The organism is Streptomyces sp. PL-25, from assembly GCF_058344915.1.
The window spans coordinates 2,497,012-2,519,412 of the sequence record NZ_CP136997.1 but is presented as its reverse complement, the minus strand read 5'-3'; the positions used below and the strand labels follow the sequence as shown (position 1 = coordinate 2,519,412).

Genomic DNA, 22,401 nt, shown 5'->3' with positions numbered 1-22,401 from the left:
GCCCGGCTCTGCGATTCCCGTTTCCGGGGGAGGAAACGGGTGGCACAGGTTCACCCGTGATGACTCCTTCGAAAGCAAGGTCACCATTCGCTCAGGCTTGATGAATATGGTGTCGCGGCAATGTTGCCTGTGAAACTGATACGTGAACGGCCCTGTCCCAGGTGCGGATTCCGAAGGTGAACAGCCATTGACGGGACGGTTTTCGTCGGGATTCCATGCTCGCGCCGGGAGCGGACGACATGACGAGAACGTACGACCGAAGCCGCCGGAGGCGATAGCGCTCCCGAGCCCCCATCACTGACGCACGAGTCGATCGGAACCGCCGCATGACCGACACGCTCCGCCCTGTCGACGACGCCGTCGCACCGGCGACCGGCAGCCCCGACGGAACGACGGGCAGCCCCCAGCAGCTCAAGCGCTCCATCGGCGTCGTCGGCGGCACCCTGCTGACCCTCTCGTGCGTCACCCCCGCCTCCACCCTCTTCGTGGTCGTGCCCGACCTGTTCGGCTCGCTCGGCACCGCCACCGCCCTCACCATCGCCATCGGCTCGCTGCTCTGCGTCGCCGTCGCGTTCTGCTACTCCGAGCTGGGCACCCTCATCCCCAGCGCGGGCGGCGAGTACGCGATGGTCTCCACGATGGCCGGACGGCTCGCGGGCTGGCTGGTCTTCGTGCTGTCGCTGCTGGTCGTCATGATCGTGCCGCCCGTGATCGCCATGGGCACCGCGGACTACCTGGCGCCGATCGTGCACCTCGACCCGGCGATGACCGGCGCCGGTGTGATGCTGCTCGCCACCCTCGCCGGACTGCTCGACCTGCGCGCCAACGCCTGGATCACCGGCATCTTCCTGGTCCTGGAGGTCATCGCCGCCGGTGTGGTCGCCGTCCTCGGCTTCGCCCACAGCCACCGCGGCGCGGGCAGCCTGGTCTCCATGCGGGTCGCCGGCGGCGACGGCCACACGGACACCGTGACGGCCATGCTGGTGGTCTCCGGACTCGCCATCGCCCTGTTCATCACCCAGGGCTTCTCCACCGCCGTCTACCTCTCCGAGGAACTGGAGCACCCGCGCCGCAACGTCGCCCGCACCGTCCTCGCCACCCTCGCCATCTCCACCGTGATCATCCTGGTGCCGGTCGTCGCCATCACCATGGGCGCCTCCGACATCAAGGAGCTCACCGGCGGCGACCTCAGCTCGATGGTGACCGCCTGGTCCAACTCCGCCGTCGGCACCTTCGTCAGCCTCTGCGTGGCCCTCGCCATCATCAACGCGGGCATCGTCATGGTCATCCAGAACTCCCGCGTGCTGTTCGCCTCCGCCCGCGACAAGGCGTGGCCCGGACCGGTCAACACCGTCTTCGCCAAGCTCGGCCGCTTCGGCTCCCCCTGGGTCGCCACGCTCGCGGTCGGCATCCCCGGCGCGGTCCTCTGCTTCGTCAACCTGGACACCCTCTACGGCGTCACCGGTGTCTCCGTGACCGCCATGTACCTGCTCGTCGCGGTCGCCGCCCTGCTGGCCCGCCGCGGCGCCCACCGGCACACGCCCGCCTGGCGCATGCCGCTGTGGCCCGCCGTCCCCGTCCTGCTGATCGCGGTCCTCGCCTACATCCTCAGCATGCAGGAGGTCACCTACCTGCTGTGGACCGGCGGCATCATGGCCGTCGCCACCCTCTACTGGGCCTTCTACCTCCGCCCGCGCCGCGACACCCGCTGGCTGGTGTCCATCCCGGAGGACGCACAGCCCTGACCCCGGCGGCCCCCGCCCCGGACGCCACGGCCCGGCGCCCGCGTACCGCAGTCGTGGTACGCGGGCGCCGCACCGTACTCCCGGGGGAGGGGCGGAGGTTCGGTCCGGCGGTGGCATCCGCTGTCGGTGGCGGACCGTACGGTGGTGGCATGGATCTGCGACTGCCCGGACCGCGGGCACTGCTGCGCGGGCCCCGGCGGTGGCTGGCCGCCGGGGCCGCCGTCGCGGTGCTCGCCGGGGCCGGCACCTGGACCGCGACCGCCACCGCCGACGCCCGCCCCGCCGCCCACCGGAGCGACCGGATCATGGACCTGGGCACCGGCGTGCGCATCGACACGTCCTGGTTCACCCCGGCCGGCTCCGGCCGCCACCCCGCCGTCCTCCTCGGACACGGCTTCGGCGGCACCAAGGACGACGTACGGCAGCAGGCCGAGGACCTCGCCGCCGACGGGTACGCGGTGCTGACCTGGTCGGCCCGCGGCTTCGGCCGGTCCACCGGCAGGATCGGGCTGAACGACCCCAAGGGCGAGGTCGCCGACGTCAGCCGGCTCATCGACTGGCTGGCCCGGCAGCCGCAGGTCCGCCTCGACGGACCCGGCGACCCGCGCGTCGGCCTGGCCGGTGCCTCCTACGGCGGCGCCATCTCCCTGCTCGCCGCCGGGTACGACCACCGGGTGGACGCCATCGCCCCGGCGATCACCTACTGGAACCTGGCGGACGCCCTCTTCCCGAACGGCGTCTTCAAGAAGCTCTGGGCCGGGATCTTCTTCGACTCCGGCGGCGGCTGCGCCCGCTTCCAGCCCGAGCTGTGCGCGATGTACCAGCGGGTCGCCGAGTCCGGCCGGCCCGACGCCGAGGCGACCCGGCTGCTCCAGGAGCGCTCCCCGGCCGCCGTCGCCGCCCGGATCAAGGTGCCCACCCTGCTGGTGCAGGGCCAGACCGACTCGCTCTTCCCGCTCGGCCAGGCCGACGCCGCCCAGCGGGCCATCAGGGCGGGCGGCGCGCCCGTCGACGTCGACTGGATCGCGGGCGGCCACGACGGCGGCGACCTGGAGAGCGCCCGCGTCCAGAACCGCGTCGAAAGCTGGTTCGACCGCTATCTCAAGGGCGACGAGGACGCGGCCACCGGCCCCGCCTTCCGCGTCACCCGCACCGGCGGCGTCGACTCCACCGACGGCGCCGCCCTGCTGCGCGGCGCGAGCGCGGCCGCCTACCCCGGCCTGAGCAGCGGCGAGCACACCGTCGCCCTGGCCGGAGGCACCCAGCGCTTCCAGAACCCGGCCGGCGGCAGCCCGCCCGCCGTCTCCGCCCTGCCCGGCCTCGCCGGGGCGGCCGGCGGCTCACTGACCCAGCTCTCCGCGCTCGGCCTCGGCGTCTCCCTTGACTTCCCCGGCCAGAACGCGAGCTTCCAGTCGGCCCCCGTCGACCACGACCTGCGCATCACCGGCTCCCCGACCGCCACCGTCCACATCACCTCCACCAGCGACGACGCGGTCCTGTTCGCCAAGGTGTACGACGTCGGCCCCGGCTCGGCCCGCCCGGTGCTGCCCGCCCAACTGGTCACCCCGGTCCGCGTCGAGGGCGCCAAGGCCGGCAAGGACGTCCGGCTCACCCTCCCGGCCATCGACCACGAGGTGCAGAAGGGCCACCGGCTCCGCCTGGTCCTCGCCTCCACCGACCTCGGCTACGCCTCCCCGGCCGCCCCCGCCACGTACACCGCGGCCCTGCGCGGCCCGCTGACGGTGCCCACCGCGCCCGGTGTGACCACGGCGGCGGCCCCGCTGCCCTCCTGGGTGTGGTGGCTGCCCGCCGCGGGCGCCGCACTCGCCCTCGCCCTGCTGCTCACCGCCCGCCGCCGCACCGCGGCCCCCGCGCCCGACCCGGCCCTCGCCGGCGTCCCGCTCCAGATCACCGGCCTCAGCAAGCGCTACGCGAAGTCCGCCGACCGGTACGCCGTGCGCGAGCTGTCCTTCCGCGTGGAGCGCGGCCAGGTGCTCGGCCTGCTCGGACCCAACGGCGCGGGCAAGACGACCACCCTGCGCATGCTGATGGGCCTGATCCGGCCGGACGAGGGCGAGATCCGCGTCTTCGGCCACGCGATCCGGCCCGGCGCGCCCGTCCTGTCCAGAGTCGGCGCCTTCGTCGAGGGCGCGGGCTTCCTGCCGCACCTGTCCGGCCGGGAGAACCTGGAGCTGTACTGGCGGGCCACCGGCCGCCCGGCGGAGGACGCCCACCTGGACGAGGCCCTGGAGATCGCCGGCCTCGGCGACGCCCTGGCCCGCGCGGTGCGCACCTACTCGCAGGGCATGCGCCAGCGCCTGGCCATCGCCCAGGCCATGCTGGGCCTGCCCGACCTGCTGATCCTGGACGAGCCGACCAACGGACTCGACCCGCCGCAGATCCGCGAGATGCGCGAGGTGATGATCCGGTACGCGGCCGGCGGGCGCACCGTCATCGTCTCCAGCCATCTGCTCGCCGAGGTCGAGCAGTCCTGCACGCACCTGGTCGTCATGGACCGGGGACGGCTGGTCCAGGCGGGTCCGGTCCGCGACATCATCGGCTCCGGCGACACCCTGCTGATCGGCACCGCGACCCCGGTGGACGAGCCCGTGGCCGAGAAGGTCGCCGCGCTGGCGGGCGTGGCCTCGGCGGTCCGCACCGACGACGGCCTGCTGGTCCGCCTCGAACCCGGCGGCACGGCCGAGCGCCTGGTCGTGGAGCTGGTGCGGCTGGACGTGCCCGTCGCCTCCGTGGGCCCGCACCGCCGCCTGGAGGACGCCTTCCTCACCCTGATCGGAGGTTCCGCATGAGCACGCTCACCGAGGGAGCGGCGGCCGGGGCGACCGCCTCCGGCTACCGCGCCGGACGCACCCTGCCGCTGCGCGTGGAGCTGGCCCGGCAGCTGAAGCGGCGCCGCACCCTGATCATGGGCGGCATCCTGGCCGCCCTGCCGTTCGTGCTCGCCGTGGCCTTCGCGATCGGCGGCGACCCGGGCGGCCGCAACAACCAGGTGACCCTGATGGACACGGCCACCGCGTCGGGCGCCAACTTCGCCGCGGTCAACCTGTTCGTCTCGGCCGGCTTCCTGCTGGTGATCCCGGTGGCGCTGTTCTGCGGGGACACCGTCGCCTCGGAGGCGAGCTGGTCCTCGCTGCGCTATCTGCTGGCCGCGCCCGTGCCCAGGGCCCGGCTGCTGTGGTCCAAGCTCGTCGTCGGGCTCGGCCTGAGCCTGGCCGCCATGGTGCTGCTGCCCGTGGTCGCGCTCGCCGTCGGCACCGCCGCCTACGGCTGGGGCCCGCTCCAGATCCCCACTGGCGGCGCGCTCGGCGCGGGCACCGCCGCCCAGCGCCTCGTGGTGGTCGTGGCGTACGTCTTCGTCTCCCAGCTGGTCACCGCCGGGCTCGCGTTCTGGCTGTCCACGCGGACCGACGCGCCGCTGGGCGCGGTCGGCGGCGCGGTCGGGCTGACCATCGTGGGCAACGTCCTGGACGCCGTCACGGCGCTGGGCCACTGGCGCGACTTCCTGCCCGCGCACTGGCAGTTCGCCTGGGCCGACGCCGTGCAGCCACACCCCGAGTGGGCCGGGATGGTCCAGGGCACGGCGGTCTCCGTCGCCTACGCGCTGGTGCTCTTCGCCCTCGCCTTCCGCGGCTTCGCCCGCAAGGACGTGGTGTCGTAGGCGGGCAGCCCCGCCGTCCGGACACACGGGAGCGGGCCGCCGAGCACACTCGGCGGCCCGCTCCTCGTGGCGGCCCGGGACGCTCAGCGCTCGCTGTTCGCCGACAGGATCGAGACGTCCTCCAGCAGGTGCGCCAGCGCGCCGTCGCGCTTGGCCTGCGTGGAGTTCTCCGCGCACTGCTGGTTCTGCCGGTCCGACAGGATCGGGATGTCCTGGACGTTCACGGCCTGGAGCACGCCGACCGGCAGCTCGCCCACCGCGATGCACGGCCGGTTGAACGACCCCTGGATGAGCGCCATCTGCGGGCTCATGTTCCCGTACGTCGTCGCGTTGCCGTAGCTCTGCCACGCGCCGTTGCCGTTCGTGGCGGTGGGGCCGCTGTCGTTGCCGATCGCGAGGGCCTGCGGGGCCGCGGCGGCGGTGGCACCCATCGCGGAGGCGGCGATGGCGGCGGTGGCGACAAACTTCTTGATCACTGGCCGGTCCTTTCTGAGGAAACCCCGTCTCCGGAGCGTTCTGGTCAACTCCCCTCAGGCGCACGGGTTTCTCCCGTTCACTCCCACGGCGGATGCGGCGAAGTGTTTGTGTGTTTTCCGGACTCCGTGATTTTCAGGCGTTCGGGAACGCCATGCGGGCCAACCGGGTGAACCCCCGCAACCAAACATCTCCCCTCGTGTTGAGGAGGCAGTAGGACCTGCGTCGCTACGAGGAAAGGAACGCGCAGTGCTCAAGAAGGCAATGGTCGCCGCTGCGGCCGCCGCAACTGTCGTCGGTGGATCGGTGGCGGCTGCTCCCGCGGCGCTTGCCATCGGGAACGACAACGGCCCGTCCGTCGCCAACGGCGTCGGCGCCACGTCGTCGTTCGGCAACTCGGCGACGAGGGGCGACATGAGCCCCCAGCTCTCGCTGATCGAGGGCACGCTCAACAAGCCGTGCCTGGGTCTGAACGAGACCAACGTCGGCGTGCTCCAGCTGGTCAACGTCCAGGACGTGCCGATCCTGTCGGACCGGCAGAACCAGCAGTGCTCGGACAACTCCACCCAGGCCAAGCGGGACGGCGCGCTGTCGCACATCCTGGAGGACCTGTCGGTCCTCTCGGCCAACGGCGAGAGCTGAGCCGACTCCGGCCGGCCCAGGGCCGTCCGCTGCTGCGCCGGCGGTCGCCCTGGGCTTTTCCGCAGGACTCTTTCGCCCGAGCAGCCGAGGGCGAGGCGTACGGTGCGCGGGGCAATCGAGTGAATTGTCGGGCGATCTACGTTCCGCAGTTTTCCAATACGTCTATTCCTCGTTCAGTGCCGCGACTTTCGAGGTCGTGCTCACTGGGTTTCTCGCCGTCATTGGGGCGCATCGCCCCGAGAAGGGAACTTCCATGAAGAAGAGCGTCGCTGTCGTGACCGGCGCCATCCTGGCTCTGGGCATGGCCGCCCCCGCCTTCGCCGACGCGGGCGCGGAGGGCGCCGCCGTCGGTTCGCCGGGTGTCATCTCCGGCAACACCATCCAGGTCCCCGTGCACGTCCCGATCAACGTGTGCGGCAACACCATCGACATCATCGCGCTGCTGAACCCCACGTTCGGCAACACCTGCGTCAACGGCTGATCGCGCGGGCACACCGGCCTTCCCGGCCGTGTCAGGGCCGGCCTTGGACGTCGAACTCGCGACCCAGGGCCGGCCCTCCCTCATCTGAACGTTCCTCAAGCCGCCCCGGCGGCTTCGAGCAGGAAGACCACTAGATTGCGACAGACCCTGAGCAGGGGAGTGTTCGCGGCGGCAGCCGCGACGAGCGTGCTGTCCCTGTACGGCAGCGCCGCTTTCGCCGACTCGACGGCGGACGGAGTCAGCGCGGGTTCGCCCGGCGTGCTGTCCGGCAACACCATCCAGGCGCCGGTCGAGGTACCGGTGAACGCCTGCGGCAACACCGTCGACGCGGCGGCCGCGCTCAACCCCGCGTTCGGCAACAAGTGCGCCAACGTCTCGGACCACACCGAGAAGCCCACCCCGCCGCCGTCGCACACCCCCGACTGCGACGACCAGGGCGCCTACGGGGAGCAGCCCTCCTCCGGCGCGTACGGCGAGGAGCCCTCTCCGGGCCCGTGCTCGACCCCGCCGCCGAGCACCCCGCCCGCCACTCCGCCCGCCACCCCGCCGAGCACTCCGCCGGCCACGCACCACACCACCCCGCCGCCCGTCGAGCACACCCCGCCGCAGATGGCGGAGACCGGCAGCGGCAACACCGGCGCGCTCATCGGTGCCTCGGCCGTCAGCGCGGTGCTGATCGCCGGCGGCACCGTCCTCTACCGCCGCGGCCGGTCCGCCGGTTCCCACCGGTAGTCCGCCCGCGGGGCCGACGCAAGGCCGCCGCGACCGAGCCGCCCCGGCGGCCGGTCGCGGCGGCGGCCGTTTCCGGGCGATGTCACCCGGCCGGCGGCGCGGCGCACCCGAAGGCCGTACCGGCGGTGGCGCCGCCGCTCCTCCCGTGCCTGACTTCATAGGACACGCTGACGACCCGTCAGGGCCCTTTGTGGCGGCGTGAGGGAAGGAGCGGGCATGGCTGCACGGCGACGCGGGAACCGGAGGCTGGCCGCCGTCACGGCGGCGGCCGTCGTATCGGCCGCCCTGGCCTGCGGGGCCGCGACAGGGGCGGCGGACCCGGGCCCGGCAGCGCCGCCGAATCCGCCCGCGCCGCAGACGAGTCCGTCCCCGGCGCCGCCCGGCTCACCGGTGGCGGACACCGCCTCACCGGTGGCGGACCCTTCCTCGCCGGTGCTGCTCCCGCCCGGCACGCCCCTGGTCCCACCGGATCCGCCCGCCGACGTGCCCGACCCGCCCGCCACGGAGCCGAGTCCGGCCGTACCGCCCGGGGAGACGCCCGGTTCATCCGTAGCGCCACCGGGTCCGTCCGGTGCGGCCGAGAGCCCGCCCGCGTCCGCCGCCACGCCTTCTCCTCCCGCTCCGCCCGCTCCTCCCACCGCCTCCCCGGTCCCGGTGCCGCTCCCGGCGCAGGTGCCCGGTATGCGGCGGCCCGCCTTCGGGGCCTTCCTGGAGTCGGACGCGCGGGGCGTGGCCCGGATGGCACAGCTCAGCAGCTGGCTGGGCGGCGCCGAACTGCGCGTCGGCCACACCTATCTGCCCGGCGACCGCTGGCGCGACATCGAGGGCGCCCCCGGCTTCCTCGACGTCTGGGCGCAGTGGCGGCAGCAGCGGCCCGACCGGCTGCTCGTCCTCAACGTCCCGCTGCTGGAGCGCAACGAGGACCACCTCTCCGACGGCCAGGTGCGTTACCTGCTGCGGCAGGGCGCCGCCGGGCTGTTCGACGCGCACTTCCGCGCCCTCGCCCAGCGGCTGGTCGCGCTGCGGGCGCCGGACACGGTGCTCGTGCTCGGCTGGGAGATGAACGGCACCACCTACACCCACCGCTGCGGCCCCGACCCGGAGGCGTGGAAGACCTATTGGCGGCACATCGTCACCGCGATGCGCTCCGTGCCGGGCCAGCGGTTCCGCTTCGACTTCGCGCCGAACCGCGGCCGGGACGCGGTGCCCTGGACCGAGTGCTACCCGGGCGACGACGTCGTCGACATCGTCGGCATGGACTCCTACGACCAGCCGACCGGCCTGACCTTCGACCAGCAGGTGCGCGAGCCGTACGGGCTCCAGGCGCACGTGGACTTCGCCAAGGCGCACCGCAAGCCCGTCTCCTACCCGGAGTGGGGGCTGTTCCGCAACGGCGACAACGCCGCGTACATGCGGTCCATGCTCGCCTGGTTCGACGCGCACCGGCCGCTCTACAACACCCTGACCGACTACTGCCCGCACGGTGTCTGGCAGTGCGCGGCCAACCCGGCCTCCTCGCGCGTCTACCGCGCGGTCCTCTTCGGCCGTACGGACCTCATCGCCCCGACGCCCACACCCCCGGCCATCCCGCTCCTGCCCCAGGCCGCCCCGACCCCGACCCTGCGACCGGCGCCCGCCCCGACCCCGCCTCAGCCGTCGGCCCTGACGCCACCTCAGGCCCTGCCCGAGGCACCGCCTTCGGCCCCGACACCGTCTTCGGCCCCGGCGCCGCCCTCGGAACCGGCCCCCGTACCGCTCGCGGCGCCCGTGGCCGACGGCCGGTCACGTGTCCGCTAGGCCACCGCGCACGCGGCTCCTCCCGCGCCGGAACAGTTCCCGCAGGTCCCTGGCGCGGGCGCGGCCGGCCGCCGCGCAGAGCGCGGCGGACAGCAGGGGCGCCGTGCGCCGCCGGGCCAGCAGCAGCCGCTCGTTGGCGACCGGGCGGGGGCGCCAGCGGTGCTTGTAGGGTTCGTCGCCGCGCAGCAGGCTCAGCGTGTCCGGGGCGCCGTCGCCGCTGTGCGCGGCGCACGCCTCCAGCAGCATCACCGCGACATCGGCCTTGCGTTCGCGCAGCAGCGGATGGGCGCCGTACAGATAGCCGCCCAGCAGACTGCCGGAGCGCAGGGTGAGGTCCACGGCCACCACCTCGCCGTCGAGCCGGAACTCGGTCACCACCGCCTCCCCGGCGCGCGCCATCGGGCCCGCCGCCCGCGCCAGGTGCTCGTGGAAGCGCGTCCGCAGATGCTCCGGGGTGACCCCGCGGCCCTGCCACTGGAGCCGGTGCAGCGCGAGCAGCCGCCGTACGGCCGCGCCGGCCTCCTCGGGGCGTACGACACGCCGTTCCACACCGAGCGCGCGCAGCCTGCGCAGTTGGGCGCGGACCCGCTGGGCCCTGGCGGACGGCAGCCGGGCGACCAGCCCGTCCAGGGGCAGGGCGGGCAGCTCCAGGCAGAGCGAGCCCGGCGCGCGGTGCCGGGGGCCGTCCCAGCGGTCGTAGACCTGTTCGACGGCGCTGCCGGGCCGGACCTCGGGGAGGTCGATCAGCGCGGTGCGGGCGGCCCCGGCCAGCGCCCCGGTGAGCGCGTCGGCCGCCGGGCCGGGGCGCCGGTCGTCGATCAGGACGTCGGCGTAGTCGGAGATCGCGCCGCCGAGCGGGACCAGCGCGGGCACCGGCGCGCGGCGCAGCATGAGGGGCGCGGCGGCGACCAGTTCGGCGCCCTCGCGGACCAGGTGGAGCCGCAGCCGCCCCGGGGCGCCGTACGACTGCCACCAGGAGTGCAGCCAGGTGTGGCTCTGGAAGGGGGTGGCGGCGGCGCAGTGTCCGGCCAGGCGGGTCCACTGCGGGGCGAGGGCGGCGAAGGCGCGCGCGTCGGTGACGAGTTCCGTCGTGAGGCCGGGGTGTGCCGCGCGCGGCGGGGGCGCGAGGCGGGCGGTGGTCACAGCCGGCCGTGGACGTCGGCGGCGGGGGCCGGTCCGGGCACCGCCGGGGGGTGCGCGGGGTCGCCGGGCGTGGTCCGCCGGGGCCGTACCAGCAGGGCCAGGCCGCCGAGCAGACCGCCCGCGCTCGCCCCGACCAGGCCGGTCACCGCCGGGGACGCCGAGGACGGGTCGGTGGGGCGTACGGCGCGCGCGAAGCGGACGAGCGAGATGTGCGTGCTGCCCGTGGTGTCCGCGGCGTGCCGGGCGAGCGCGTCGGAGACGGCGTCGGCCATGGCGGTGGCCGGTCCCGGACGGCCCGCGGTGGCGGTCACGGCGATCATCGGCGCGTCGGGCGAGGTCTCCGCGCGCACGTCGCGCCGCAGGGTCCGCACCGGCACGCCCGCCTGCCGCTGGGCGTCCCCGAGCACCGCGACCTGGGTGGCGACCCGCCCGTACGCCTGCGCGAAACCGAGCGCGGCGGCCGGGTCGGACTTCTGGTCGGGGACGGCCACGACATAGCTGGTGGCCGAGTAGACGGGCGGCGCGAGGACGCCGTAGGCGCCGCCGAGCAGCCCGCCGGCCACGGTGCCGGCCGCGACCAGGGACCAGGGCGGCAGACGCCGGACACGGGCGAGGGACAGGCGGCGGGGCCGGGGCGGTTGCTCGGTCATGGGGTGGTCGCTTCCTGGGGTGGGATCGGGGCGGGGCGGCCCGGGGGCCGGGGCGCGGTGGCGGACAGGGTGGCCGTGTACACGTCCAGGAGTCGGGCGGCGGTGCGGGCGATGCTGTAGTGGCGGGCCGCGTCCGGGGGCGTACGGGGGAGCGGGCCCCGGGCGCGTACCTCGGTGATCGCGCGGGCGTACGCCTCGGGGCCGCCCCGGACGCGCCGGGCGCCCGCGGCGGCGTGCGCGGGCAGGTCCTCCACGGCCGGGCAGGAGGCGTACAGCACGGGCAGCCCGGCGGCCAGCGCCTCCACGACCGCGAGACCGAACGCCTCCTGCGGGGACGGCGAGGCGAGCACGTCCATCGCGGCGGCCAGCGCGGGCAGATCGGGGCCCGCCGAGCCGTCCGGCGCGCAGGGCCGCTCCCCGGCGAACAGCACCCGGTCGGCGACCCCCGCCTCATGGGCGGTGCGGCGCAGCACGCTCTCCTCGGGGCCGCCGCCCACCAGCAGCAGCCAGTGGTCACGGGGCAGCCGGGCCAGGGCGCGGACCACGACGTCGAAGCGCTTGCCCGCGGCCAGCCGTCCGATGCCGCCGATCACGTACGCGTCCTCGGGCAGGCCCAGACGGCGGCGGGTGGCGGCGCGCCGGGCCGCGTCGAAGCGGAAGCGGTCCAGGTCGATGCCGTTGGGGACGACCTCGATGCGCGGCGCGGGCACGCCCCAGCGCTGGAGCCGGTCGGCCACCGTGGCGGAGACGGCCACCGTGGTGGAGCCGAGCCGTTCCCCGGCCAGGTACAGCGCGCGCACCCCCGCCGTCAGCGGGCGCCCCTCCAGCTGCCCTTCGCCGAGGGAGTGCTCGGTGGCGACGACCGCGCGGACACCGGCCAGCCGGGCGGCGATCCTGCCGTACAGGCAGGCCCGGTACAGGTGGGTGTGCACGAGGTCGTAGCGGCCCGCGCGGATCACCCGGACCAGGCGCGGCAGCGCGGACAGGTCGCGGTTGCCGCCCATGCCGAGGTGGACGACGCGGACGCCGTCGGCGCTGAGCCCGGCGGCGACCGCGCCGGGCCGGGTGAGCGTCACCACGTCGCAGGAGACGGGCAGATGGCGCAGCAGCAGCCGCAACTGCTGCTCCGCGCCGCCCACGCCGAGGCCGGTGATGATGTGCAGGACCCGCAGCTCGCGCATCTCACACGCCCTTCACGGGGCGGCGGCGCAGCGGGTGCAGCCGGTGCTTGAGGTGCAGCCGCCAGGCCGTGTCCCGCTGCCCGATGTGCAGCCGGGGCAGCGCGTACGGGCCGGTCAGCGGGCCGGGCGCGACGGCGCAGGCGTACCGGTACCCGGCCTCGCGCACGGCGGCCAGCACCCGGGCGTCCACCGCGCCGTAGGGGTAGCAGAAGCCGTCCACGGGCGCGCCGGTCAGCTCTTCCAGGAGCGCCCGGCTGGTGCCGGCCTCGGCGGCGAGGACATCGTCGTCGGCGCGGGTGAGGTCGGTGTGGGTGAGCCCGTGCGAGCCGATCTCCACGCCCTCGGCCGCCGCGTGCCGGATGCCGTCGGCGCTCAGCAGCGGCTTGCGCGGGCCGCGCGGGTCCCAGGCGTTGTGCCCGCCGAGCCGGCCGGGCAGCACGAACAGCGTGGCGCCGCAGGCGTGCCGGTGCAGCAGCGGCAGCGCGGCGGTGACGAAGTCGGCGTAGCCGTCGTCGAAGGTGAGCCCGACCAGGCCCTGCCCGCCGCCCGCCGCGCGGGCGGCCAGCAGCTCCCGTACGGACACCCCGCGCAGCCCGCGCCGCCGCAGCCAGCGCAGCTGCGCGGCGAGCCGCTCGGGCGTCACGGTGACGCGGTACGGGTCGGGCGAGCGGTCGCCCACCGAGTGGTACATCGCCACCCAGGGGAAGGGCCCGGGGAGGCGCCCGGTGGGCTCGGCGATGCCGGTGAGCGGGACGGTGTCAGCGGGAGAGGCCATGCCGGACCCTTCGGGTGACGGAGCGCAGGGAGCGGAACACGGGTTCGACGCCCTCGGCGCCGAGTGCGCGGGCGAGCAGGACGTGGACGGCGGTGACGGTCAGCGCCCCGGCGGCCAGGCCCGCCGCCGCCGAGCCGGGCAGGGCCGCCGCGCACGCCCCGGCCGCGGTGGCGACCACCGCGGCGCGCAGCGGCCGGCTCGTCTCCGCCAGCACCCGCCGCACCCGCAGCGGCACCCCGCACCGGCCGGTGCCGGCCAGCAGCAGCGCGGCCGTGACGGTGATGCCGGCGGCGTTGGCCGCGGCGATGCCCGTCACGCCCCAGGGGCCGACGGCCGCCGCGCCGGTCCAGGAGGTCGCCACGATGCCCGCCGCCATCGCGGCCACCGGGTACCAGGCGGGCCGCCCGCCGGAGAAGTACGTGCGGACCAGGGCGCCCACCAGCGCCTGGCCGAGCAGCCCGAGCGCGTACACGCGCATGACACCGGCCGTCGCGGCGGTGTCGTCCGCCGTGAACGCGCCGCGCTGGAAGAGGAGCTGGATGATCTGCGGGGCGCAGGCGATCACCGCCGCCGCGCCCAGCAGCACCAGGCAGGAGACCAGCGCCAGGTCGCGTTCCACGCGGTCGCGGGCCCGTACGGTGTCGCCGTCGGCGAGCGCCCGCGCCACCACCGGGAAGGTGACGGTGCACAGCATCAGCGACAGCGTCATCGGGATCTGGGCCACCTTCTGCGCGTAGTTCAGGTGCGAGATGGCCCCGGCGGGCAGCGGCGAGGCGAGGAACCGCTCGATGAGCACCTGCGACTGGCGGCACAGCGCGAACAGCAGCACCGTGGCGATGACCGCGAAGTCCATGGGGTGCGCGGCAGCGCCCGGGGCGCCCGTGCGGGGGCCGGAGCGTACGCCGGTGCGCAACTGCTGCCACAGGGCGGGCACCTGGACCGCCACCATCAGACAGCCGCCCACCGCGACCCCGGCCGCCGCCGAGCGCACCCCCCACGCGCCGCCCAGCAGGAACATCGCGGCGACCACACCGGTGTTGTAGGCCAGGTAGATCGAGGCGGGCGCCACATAGCGGCCGTGCGCCCGCAGTACGGCGCTGCAGTACCCGGCGAGTCCGAAGCTGAGCACGCAGGTCGCCGTCAGCCGGGTGCAGTCGGCGGCCAGCCGCGGGTCGGGCAGGCCCGGCGCCAGCGCCTGGACGAGCTGCGGGGCGGCGCCGACGGCCAGCGCGCACACCGCGGCGCACGCGAAGGCCAGCCGGGGCAGCGTGCCGGTGACCAGGGAGCGCACCGGGTCGCCCGCGCCGCCGCGCGCCCGCCGGGCCAGCGCCGCGCTGAACGCCGGGACCAGCGCGAACGCCAGCCCGTCCTCGATGAGCAGGGTCGCGGCGAACTCCGGCACGGTCCAGGCGACCAGGAAGGCGTCCGTGTCGGACCCGGCGCCGAACAGCCGGGCCAGCGACTGGTCCCGGACCAGGCCGAGCAGCGAGCCCGCCACCGACAGCACGGCGGTGACCAGCGTGGCGCGGGCCAGGAAGCCCCGGGATGCGGAGACCGGGACCGGGAGCGCGCGGACGGTGCCGACGGCGGTCGCCGCGCCGCGCGCGGGCGGCACGGTCGCCGTGCCGTCGCCGCCCGGAGGGCCGGAGCGCGGCGGCAGGGGAGGGGGCGTCACCGTCATCGCGCGACACCTCCCGGACCCGGCTCCGCGGCCGTCGCCCACCACGCCACCAGCCCGAAGGACAGGGCGGTCAGCACCGTGGAGGGGCCGCCGATGTCGCCGTAGGCGAAGTCGACGAGCTGCCAGAGCAGCAGCCCGCAGGCGATGAGCCCGCAGGCGGGGCCGCCCGCCCGCGCGGGCCGCTCCCGCCGCGCGCGCCGCAGCCCGCGCAGCGCGCACACCAGCAGCGCGAGCCAGCTCCCGGCGACCGCGGTCAGCCCGGCCAGGCCCTGCTCGCTGAGGACCAGGAGATACATGTCGTGCGGCGACAGCAGCGGCTGCCGCCGGAACGCGGCGCCCGCGCCCCCGGTGTCGCTCGCCGCGGACAGGGACAGCGGGGCGTGCCCGTCGCGTACCTGCGGAAAGTTCTTCAACCCGACTCCCGTCACCGGATGTTCGCGCCAGCTGCCGACCGCGGCGCTCCACAGCGCGTAGCGGTCGCGTACGGACTGGTCCGGGGCGTCGGCGACCCGGGTGATGCTGTCGAACCGCTCCGCCAGCAGGGCCGTCCCGACGCCGAGGCCGCCCACCAGGACCACCGCCGCCGCGGCCAGCACCGCGCCCGCCGTCAGCGCGCGCCGCACCCCGGCCAGCAGCAGTTGCGCCGCACAGGTCACGGCCGTGGCGATCCAGGCGCCCCGGCTGAAGGAGAGCGCCAGCGGCACGAGCAGCACCGCCGCGCATCCGGCGGCCACCGCCCGCTCCCGCGCGCGCGTGTCCCGGCCGAGCGCGAGACCGGCCGCGCACACCAGGCCCAGGGCGACCGCCGTGGCCATGCCCATCACGTCCCCGGCACCGAAGGTGCCGACGGCCCGGACCGGCGCGCCCTGGTAGGAGGCGCCGGTCCCGGTGAGGTACTGGTGCGTGCCCACGGCGCCCTGGAACAGCGCGAGGCCCACGAACGCCCAGGCCGCCACCCGGAAGTCGGCGCGGTCCCGGACCAGCAGCAGCACGGCCGCCGGGACCAGCACGAACACCTGGAGATACCGGGCGAGCCCCGCGCACACGGCGGGCGCGGGAGACACGGCCAGCGCGGTCAGCGCGGTCAGCGCCGCCAGGGCGAAGCCCGCCACCGGCAGCCCCAGCACCACGGCGGCCACCGGGGTCAGCGGGCGCCGCCGCGCGCGCAGCAGCCGCAGCGCGCAGCACAGCACCAGCAGCCCGGAGACCACGTCGGCCGGACCCGCGCCGCCCGCGCCGCCCGGCGCCACCGGCACGGCGAGCGCCGCGAGGACCGCCAGCACGGGCAGCACCGGACCGTACGGCACCCGCCGGACCACCGGCCCGGCGCGCCGCGCGGGCGGCGGGGCGGCCTCGGTGGCGCGGTGCGCCGGCTCGGGCAGGGCGGCCTGGGACACGTCGGTCAGCTCCCCGTCGGCCGCACCAGCGCGACCGCGGTGCGCAGCAGGATGCAGACGTCCTGCCACAGCGACCAGTTGTCGATGTAGGCGTTGTCGAAGCGGGCCCGGTCCTCGATCGAGGTGTCCCCGCGCAGCCCGTGCACCTGGGCGAGCCCGGTGATGCCGGTGCGCATCCGGTGGCGGGCCGCGTAGCCGGGGTGGTCCTGGCTGAACCGGAGCGCGAAGTACGGGCGCTCGGGGCGCGGGCCGACCAGGCTCATGTCGCCGCGCAGCACGTTCCACAGCTGCGGCAGCTCGTCGAGCGAGGTGCGCCGCAGCATCCGGCAGAACGGCCGCATCTCCCGCTCGCCCGCGACGCTCCAGCGGGTGGCCGACTCGTGCGCGTCGGCGGGCCGGTGGGTACGGAACTTCAGCAGGGTGAAGGGCCTGCCGTCCCGGCCGGTGCGCTCCTGCCGGAAGATCACGCCCGGCCCGTCGGCCAGCCGCAGCAGCACCGCGCAGCCCAGCAGCAGCGGCCCGGCGAGCAGCAGCAGGAGCCCGGAGACCAGCACGTCCAGCGCCCGCTTGCCCGCGCTGCCGCGCCGCGCGGGCGCCATCGAGAGCCGCCGGCAGGAGAACCCGGCCAGCCGCTGCTTGGAGGCGTACGACGGCGAGTCCGCGTCGATCTCCCACACCGCGCAGCCCGACTCGGCCAGCGCCCGCAGCAGCGGCCCCTGTTCGGCCCGTACGCACGGGTGGACGGCGAGCACCGCCCGCACCCCGTTCTGCACGACCGCCCGCTCGACGTCCTCGCCGCAGGTCAGCACCGGCAGCCCGCCCGAGCCGCCCCGGGGGCGCTCGGCGACGACCCCGACCGGCCGCATCCCGCACCGCGGGTGCCGCAGCAGGGCGGCGGCCACCCGCTGGGCGGTCGCCTCCGGGCCGATCACCAGGGCGGCGCGCGGACGCCGCAGCAGCGCGGCGCGCCGCCGGGCGTGCACCGCGCCGCGCAGCGCGCAGCCCACCGCCGCCTGGAGCGCGCACCCGGCCAGCAGGGTGGCCGCGGTCAGCGCGTGCTCCGGCCGGTACGCCGCCACCAGCGCGGCCAGCGCCAGCCAGGACACCGCGATCCGGCCGCACACGGCGGGCAGTTCGTCCAGGACCGCCGGGACCGGCGGCGCGGGCGGCTGCGGGCGCAGCAGCAGCGAGGCGGCCACGAGCAGGGCGACGAGCAGCGGCCGGTGCTCGGCCCCGGCGAACGCGGCGGCGGCGCCCAGCAGGGCGGCGGCACCGTCCGCGAGGAGCAGCGGCAGCGGCGCGCCCGCCGGTACCGGGGGACGCCGGCGGCGGGCCGGGAAACGGAACCCGGGTGCCTGGCGGCGCGGCCCGCGGACCGGGACGGCCGTGCCTGCGTGGTCGCGTGGCGGCAGGCCGGGGGCCAGACCGGGCGGGGGGACGGTGCTTTCCGCGGTCACGAGTGAGTGGACTCCCTGTGCTCGGAGGGCACGGCGTGCTCGGCCGGCGGCGCCTGCGGTGCCGGGCGGGCCGCGCCGGGGCGGGCGGCGAGCAGGTCGTGGTAGAGCGCCGTGACCGCGGCGGTGCGGCGCCGGACGTCGTGCGCGGACAGCACATGGGCGCGTCCGAGCCGGCCCAGCTCCGCGCGCAGCGGCGCGTCGAGCAGCAGGGCGGTCACCGCGCGGGCCAGCGCCACCGGGTCCCCGGCGGGCACCAGGCAGCGCGCGGCGAGCGCGGGCGGCAGGCTCTCCCGGGCGCCGCCGACGTCCGCGACCACCACCGGCCGGGCGCACGCCATCGCCTCCAGCGGGGCCAGCGCCATGCCCTCCCACCGGGACGGCAGCACCACCACGTCGGCCGCCCGGTACCAGGGCAGCGGGTCGGCGACGGCGCCGGTGAACGCCACGGAGGGCGGGGCCAGGTCCCGCAGCCGGTCGTGGTCGGGACCGTCCCCGACCAGCACAAGACGCGCCCCGGGCACCCGTTCGGCGACCGGGCCCCAGGCCCGCAGCAGCACGTCCTGCCCCTTCTGCCGGCACAGCCGTCCGACACAGACGACGAGCGGGCCGCGGGAGGTGTCCCCGGCGGTGGTGGGGCCGGTGGGGTCGGCGGGGGCCGGGGAGGAGTGCCCGGGGTCGACGGGGCCGGGGGCCGGGGAGAAGTGCCCGGGGTCGACGCCGTTCGGGACGACGTGCCAGTGCGCGGTGATCCCGGCGCGCAGGCCGGTCGCGCGCTCCTCCTCGCTGACACACACCACCCGCGCCGCCCAACGCGCCCCCCAGCGCTCCCACGCCCGCGCGAGCGCCGCGGTGCCGCCGCCGACCGCCTCGAACGACCAGGCGTGCGGCTGGAACACGGTCGGGATCCGCCCGCGCACGGCCAGCCGCCCGGCGAGCCCGGCCTTGGCGCTGTGCGCGTGCACCAGATCGGGCCGTACGTCGTCGACGAGACGGGTGAGCCGCCGCACCTCCCCGAGGAGCGACCACCCCGGCGCGCGCGCCGCGTTCCAGGGGCGCACATCCGCGCCGAGCGCCCGGAGATACCCGCCGAGCGGGCCGTCCGCGCCGTCCGGGCAGGCCACGGTCACGCCGAAGCCGTCCGCGAGCTGCGCCCGCACCAGGTCCGTCACGACGCGCGCGACCCCGCCGTCCACGGGCTGGGTGAGGTGCAGGACCCGCGGCCGAAGAAGGAGCCGCATGACCGTCGTTGCCTCTTTCGGATGGCCGATAAAGCCGACAAAGGGGTGGGGCAAGAGGTCCGCAACTCTAGTCGCGAAAGGTACTTATGCGACGAAAGCAGGCAAGTGTGTCGGAACTGTGAAGCCGGTCCGATCGGGAGATCACTCTTTTGGCGGCACAACTCGGGGGGCGCGCCGCGCGTTGACCCCAGCGCCGGGCAGCCCGCCCGGGTGTTTGTGTGTCAACTGCAAGGAGCACCTTTCCATGTCGCGTATCGCCAAGGGCCTGGTCCTTACCTCCGCCGCCGCCGCGGCTGTCGCCGGCGGTGCCGGCATCGCCGCCGCCGACAGCGGTGCGAGCGGCGTCGCCGCCCACTCGCCGGGCGTCATCTCGGGCAACGTGATCCAGGTCCCGGTGCACGTGCCGGTCAACGTCTGCGGCAACTCCATCAACGTCATCGGTCTGCTGAACCCGGCGTTCGGCAACACCTGCGTCAACGGCTGACACCGGCGCGGCGAACCTCCTCCGGCCGGCCGCCCTCCCGGGAACCGGCGCCCACCGCTGTGCGGGCGCCCGCGGGAGGGCGGCCGTGCCGTTCCCCCGATCGGACGGCGCGCGCCGGAGCCCCCCGGATGCGCGTCCCGCCAGGTGGGACCGCGTGGCGTCGCACGGCGGCAGGGGGCGGGCGTACGCGGTGGGTGGATGATCGGTTGCGGACCGCGACCAGCGCTTCCACGGTGGGCTCCAGATCCGGTGCTCAGCGAAAGGAACCCCCATGCGTGGTCTGCCAGCACGGCGTGTCGCCTCCACCGCCCTCTGCGCCGCCCTTCTGGCCGGGATCGGCGGCCCCGCCGCCATGGCGGCCGACTCGGTCCGGGGGAGCGGCCCCGCGGCGGCGCCGCGGACCCCGCTCCCCGACCCCGGCACACTGCTCGGCCAGGTACAGAACCTTGCCGGACTCGGCGGCGCCCTCGCCCCGGTCCGCGATCTGGTGACCGCCGTGCTCGACCCGGAGCAGGGCGTGCTGTCGGCCGCCGACACCCAGAAGCTCGGCACCGCGGCGAAGGACGCCCTGGCCCAGGTGGGCGCGGCGGTCGCCGCCGGCACGGCCCAGACCGCCCCCTCGGCGGCCACGTCCACCACACCGTCCACGGTGCCCTTCGCCGCCGCTCCCGCCGCTCCCGCCGCACCAGCCGCGCCCGGCGCCCCTGTGAGCACGGGTGTCCTGCTGCCCGCCGCCGGTACTCCGCGGGTCGCCGCGCCGCGCGCCGCCGACCCCACGAGCGACGCGCTGGCCGCCGTGCGCAAGGCCCTTGACGGCCTGCTCAAGGCGATCGCCGCCGGTGACAGCACCCAGGTGCTCCCCGCCACCGACAGCCTGGTCAAGGAGCTCACCGCGCTGGTCGGCACCGGCCTGCCGGCCGGCGGCCTGTCCACGCAGCCCGCCGCCTCCGGCACGGCTCCGGCGGCCACCGCCTCGACCCTGCCGGCCCTGACGGATCCCGTCGCGGCCGTCCCCGACCTCCAGATCCCCGACGTCCAGATCCCCGAGATCGGCCTCCCCGACATCACCGTGCCCGCGGCGCCCGCCCCGGCGGCGACCGTTCCGGTGGCGGCGGGCGCGGCGGGGGCGTAACCCGGATCCGTACCCGCGGCTGGAGGGCCCAGGGCTCTCCAGCCGCCGTACCGGCCGCGTAGTCGTGTGTATGCCCACGCACCCCCGGAAACCTCTGGATCTCCCTCGTGGCGGGGGCTACAAACGGAACGTAATGGCTGCTCAGGAGCCTGTGGCGGCTCCGCAGCGGCCGTTGGTGCGGCCGACCGCTGGACCGTCGCCACGCTCTCAGGGAGCTCGTGCAGTCGAACAGTGAAGAGCGCCCGTCCTACTGCGAGGGCCGGGCGCTCTTGAACACGTTGATTACTCGGCTGGCTACGGCCGCTGGAACCCGCCGTCCACGGCGCCGCGCGCGAACGCCTTGAACTCGTCCGGCGTGAATATCAGCGCCGGGCCGTTCGGGTCCTTGCTGTCCCGCATCGCCACGGCACCGCCGAGCGCGGCGACCTCGACACACTGGCCATTGCCGCTTGAGTAGCTGCTCTTGCGCCACACGGCGCGGGAGAGGTCAATGTCCTTCATCCTTGCTTCCCCTCCTCTCACTTGCTCTCTCGAACCACTGACGCGATCAGGTCTGCCGAGTCGCTGGGACTCAACGCCATGGCGCGGAGGTGGTCGAAGATTTGGTTGTAGCGCCGTACGTCCTCCGCTGGGACTCGCCGTCCTGCATGCCGGCCTTGAAGGCTCGCCACCCTCCGGCGGTGAAGACCAGAGCAGCGCCCCGACCGTTCTCCTTGCTGTCGCGCGTCGCAACCCGACCATCGCCGAGGAAAGCTACCTCGACACACTCGGCCTGGCCGTTGCTGTAGCTGCTCTTGCGCCACACTGCGCCCGTCAGGTCGGAACTCTTCACTGCTCCAACTCCCTTATCGCTTGGTGAAGGAGGGTCTGCGTGTCCTGCTGGCGCAAGGCAGCACCCCAGATCGCCGTGAACGCCTCGTCGTAGCGACCGATCTCGTGGGGCTTGTCCAAGTAGAGAGCCCCGGTGAAGCCGTCCACGTAGACCGTGGGCGGCTCCGTCTCCCGGCCGTCGCCGTTGACCGGGAAGCGCAACATGGTGAACGGCCCTGAGAAGAGGCCGTGATGCAACCCCGTCGCGAAGGCCACGACGCGGATCGTGACGTTGTCCAGCTCGTTCAACTCTGCCAGCCGAGCGAGCTGTTCAGCCATCACCTTTGTGCCGCCGACCGGACGACGGAGCACGGCTTCGTTGAGCGCCACGTTCACCGTGGGGCGCGCTGTCACCCTGGTCAGTAGCGCCTGGCGAGCGATGCGAACATGCACGCGCCGCTCGATCTCGTCGTCATCGACACCAGGGTTGTCCTCGCGAATCAAGGTGCGTGCGTAGTCCGGAGTTTGCAGCAGACCTGGTACCAGTTCAGACGAGTACCACGCCAACCGATCTGCCGCTTCTTCCAGCCCGATATAGAGGTCGAACCCTTCCGGGATGACATCGCCGTAGGCGTGCCACCAGCCGCGCCCCTTGGTCTCCTTCGCCAAGCCCATCAGGGCTTCAGTCAACTCGGGCTCGGCTCCGTACGCCTTGCACATGGCTTCAACGTCAAGGCTGCGCAGTGAGGTCTGCCCCGTCTCGATGCGCCACATCTTGGCCTCGGACCACTCCAGCTTGCGCGCCGCCGCTTTGACCGTCAGCCGAGAACGATTCCGCAGGTCACGCAGGTGTCGGCCGAGCTGGCGACGAGGGACAGTCGAGCCTGTAGGGCCTTCAGTCAT

Annotated in this window: 21 protein-coding genes; 9 read left to right on the top strand and 12 right to left on the bottom strand. The window is 75.1% G+C overall.

Translation table 11 applies throughout. The features are described from left to right. The first annotated feature begins 326 nt into the window (after positions 1-326). The 3 genes from R4Z62_RS11150 (at position 327) to R4Z62_RS11140 (ending at position 5,424) form a co-directional block, all read left to right on the top strand. Complete coding sequence (locus tag R4Z62_RS11150) at positions 327-1,745, top strand: APC family permease (RefSeq protein WP_491519711.1); 1,419 nt, start codon at positions 327-329, stop codon at positions 1,743-1,745. Between the two features lie 149 nt (positions 1,746-1,894). Continuing rightward, a complete protein-coding gene (locus tag R4Z62_RS11145; RefSeq protein ID WP_385504684.1) occupies positions 1,895-4,555 on the top strand; it encodes a CocE/NonD family hydrolase in 2,661 nt (886 codons plus the stop codon). After that, positions 4,552-5,424, top strand: coding sequence for an ABC transporter permease (locus R4Z62_RS11140; RefSeq protein WP_355480275.1), 873 nt, complete (start codon positions 4,552-4,554; stop codon positions 5,422-5,424). The genes R4Z62_RS11145 and R4Z62_RS11140 overlap by 4 nt, the downstream gene beginning before the upstream one ends. Positions 5,425-5,507: 83 nt before the next feature. On the opposite strand, the gene R4Z62_RS11135 is transcribed toward R4Z62_RS11140, so the two are convergent. Next, positions 5,508-5,900, bottom strand: a complete 393-nt coding sequence (locus R4Z62_RS11135; protein ID WP_064533232.1) for a rodlin — start codon at positions 5,898-5,900, stop codon at positions 5,508-5,510. Between the two features lie 247 nt (positions 5,901-6,147). On the opposite strand from R4Z62_RS11135, the gene R4Z62_RS11130 reads away from it, so the two are divergent. The 4 genes from R4Z62_RS11130 (at position 6,148) to R4Z62_RS11115 (ending at position 9,550) form a co-directional block, all read left to right on the top strand. Further along, a complete protein-coding gene (locus R4Z62_RS11130; protein WP_064533231.1) occupies positions 6,148-6,540 on the top strand; it encodes a rodlin in 393 nt (130 codons plus the stop codon). Between the two features lie 253 nt (positions 6,541-6,793). Next, positions 6,794-7,021: a chaplin gene (locus tag R4Z62_RS11125; protein WP_064533230.1), complete on the top strand. Its 228-nt coding sequence runs from the start codon at positions 6,794-6,796 to the stop codon at positions 7,019-7,021. A 135-nt stretch (positions 7,022-7,156) separates the two neighbouring features. Then, positions 7,157-7,753: a chaplin gene (locus R4Z62_RS11120; RefSeq protein WP_079158908.1), complete on the top strand. Its 597-nt coding sequence runs from the start codon at positions 7,157-7,159 to the stop codon at positions 7,751-7,753. A 216-nt stretch (positions 7,754-7,969) separates the two neighbouring features. Next, the gene (locus R4Z62_RS11115) at positions 7,970-9,550 is read left to right on the top strand and encodes a glycoside hydrolase family 26 protein (protein WP_491519710.1); all 1,581 of its coding nucleotides are present in this window, start codon (positions 7,970-7,972) and stop codon (positions 9,548-9,550) included. Here the strand turns inward: R4Z62_RS11115 and R4Z62_RS11110 are convergent. Genes R4Z62_RS11110 through R4Z62_RS11075 form a run of 8 tightly spaced genes read right to left on the bottom strand, consistent with a single transcriptional unit; the run spans position 9,536 to position 19,072 of the window. Next, entirely contained in the window at positions 9,536-10,693 is a 1,158-nt protein-coding gene (locus R4Z62_RS11110; protein WP_491519709.1) for a GNAT family N-acetyltransferase, read from the bottom strand. The genes R4Z62_RS11115 and R4Z62_RS11110 overlap by 15 nt on opposite strands. Next, on the bottom strand, positions 10,690-11,343 hold the full coding sequence (locus R4Z62_RS11105; protein ID WP_355480268.1) for a YveK family protein: 654 nt from the start codon (positions 11,341-11,343) through the stop codon (positions 10,690-10,692). Before R4Z62_RS11105 ends, R4Z62_RS11110 begins: the two co-directional genes overlap by 4 nt. Further along, entirely contained in the window at positions 11,340-12,524 is a 1,185-nt protein-coding gene (locus R4Z62_RS11100; RefSeq protein ID WP_491519708.1) for a glycosyltransferase, read from the bottom strand. Before R4Z62_RS11100 ends, R4Z62_RS11105 begins: the two co-directional genes overlap by 4 nt. 1 nt (position 12,525) lies before the next feature. Further along, complete coding sequence (locus tag R4Z62_RS11095; protein ID WP_064533224.1) at positions 12,526-13,299, bottom strand: polysaccharide deacetylase family protein; 774 nt, start codon at positions 13,297-13,299, stop codon at positions 12,526-12,528. Further along, the gene (murJ, locus tag R4Z62_RS11090) at positions 13,283-14,980 is read right to left on the bottom strand and encodes a murein biosynthesis integral membrane protein MurJ (protein ID WP_491519707.1); all 1,698 of its coding nucleotides are present in this window, start codon (positions 14,978-14,980) and stop codon (positions 13,283-13,285) included. Before murJ ends, R4Z62_RS11095 begins: the two co-directional genes overlap by 17 nt. Then, positions 14,977-16,377, bottom strand: a complete 1,401-nt coding sequence (locus R4Z62_RS11085; protein ID WP_491519706.1) for an O-antigen ligase family protein — start codon at positions 16,375-16,377, stop codon at positions 14,977-14,979. Before R4Z62_RS11085 ends, murJ begins: the two co-directional genes overlap by 4 nt. A gap of 5 nt (positions 16,378-16,382) precedes the next feature. Further along, the gene (locus tag R4Z62_RS11080; RefSeq protein WP_491519705.1) at positions 16,383-17,834 is read right to left on the bottom strand and encodes an exopolysaccharide biosynthesis polyprenyl glycosylphosphotransferase; all 1,452 of its coding nucleotides are present in this window, start codon (positions 17,832-17,834) and stop codon (positions 16,383-16,385) included. After that, complete coding sequence (locus R4Z62_RS11075) at positions 17,831-19,072, bottom strand: glycosyltransferase (protein ID WP_385504703.1); 1,242 nt, start codon at positions 19,070-19,072, stop codon at positions 17,831-17,833. Before R4Z62_RS11075 ends, R4Z62_RS11080 begins: the two co-directional genes overlap by 4 nt. Before the next feature lie 244 nt (positions 19,073-19,316). On the opposite strand from R4Z62_RS11075, the gene R4Z62_RS11070 reads away from it, so the two are divergent. Together R4Z62_RS11070 and R4Z62_RS11065 are read left to right on the top strand one after the other, a co-directional pair. Continuing rightward, the gene (locus tag R4Z62_RS11070; protein WP_018568410.1) at positions 19,317-19,556 is read left to right on the top strand and encodes a chaplin; all 240 of its coding nucleotides are present in this window, start codon (positions 19,317-19,319) and stop codon (positions 19,554-19,556) included. 271 nt (positions 19,557-19,827) lie between these two features. After that, complete coding sequence (locus tag R4Z62_RS11065) at positions 19,828-20,688, top strand: hypothetical protein (RefSeq protein WP_491519704.1); 861 nt, start codon at positions 19,828-19,830, stop codon at positions 20,686-20,688. Between the two features lie 294 nt (positions 20,689-20,982). Here R4Z62_RS11065 and R4Z62_RS11060 read toward each other — a convergent pair whose 3' ends face one another. From R4Z62_RS11060 to R4Z62_RS11050, 3 genes are all read right to left on the bottom strand, one after another. Continuing rightward, positions 20,983-21,189: a DUF397 domain-containing protein gene (locus tag R4Z62_RS11060; RefSeq protein ID WP_355480258.1), complete on the bottom strand. Its 207-nt coding sequence runs from the start codon at positions 21,187-21,189 to the stop codon at positions 20,983-20,985. A 70-nt stretch (positions 21,190-21,259) separates the two neighbouring features. Further along, entirely contained in the window at positions 21,260-21,493 is a 234-nt protein-coding gene (locus tag R4Z62_RS11055; protein ID WP_355480306.1) for a DUF397 domain-containing protein, read from the bottom strand. 23 nt (positions 21,494-21,516) lie between these two features. Further along, positions 21,517-22,401, bottom strand: coding sequence for a helix-turn-helix domain-containing protein (locus R4Z62_RS11050; RefSeq protein ID WP_355480256.1), 885 nt, complete (start codon positions 22,399-22,401; stop codon positions 21,517-21,519).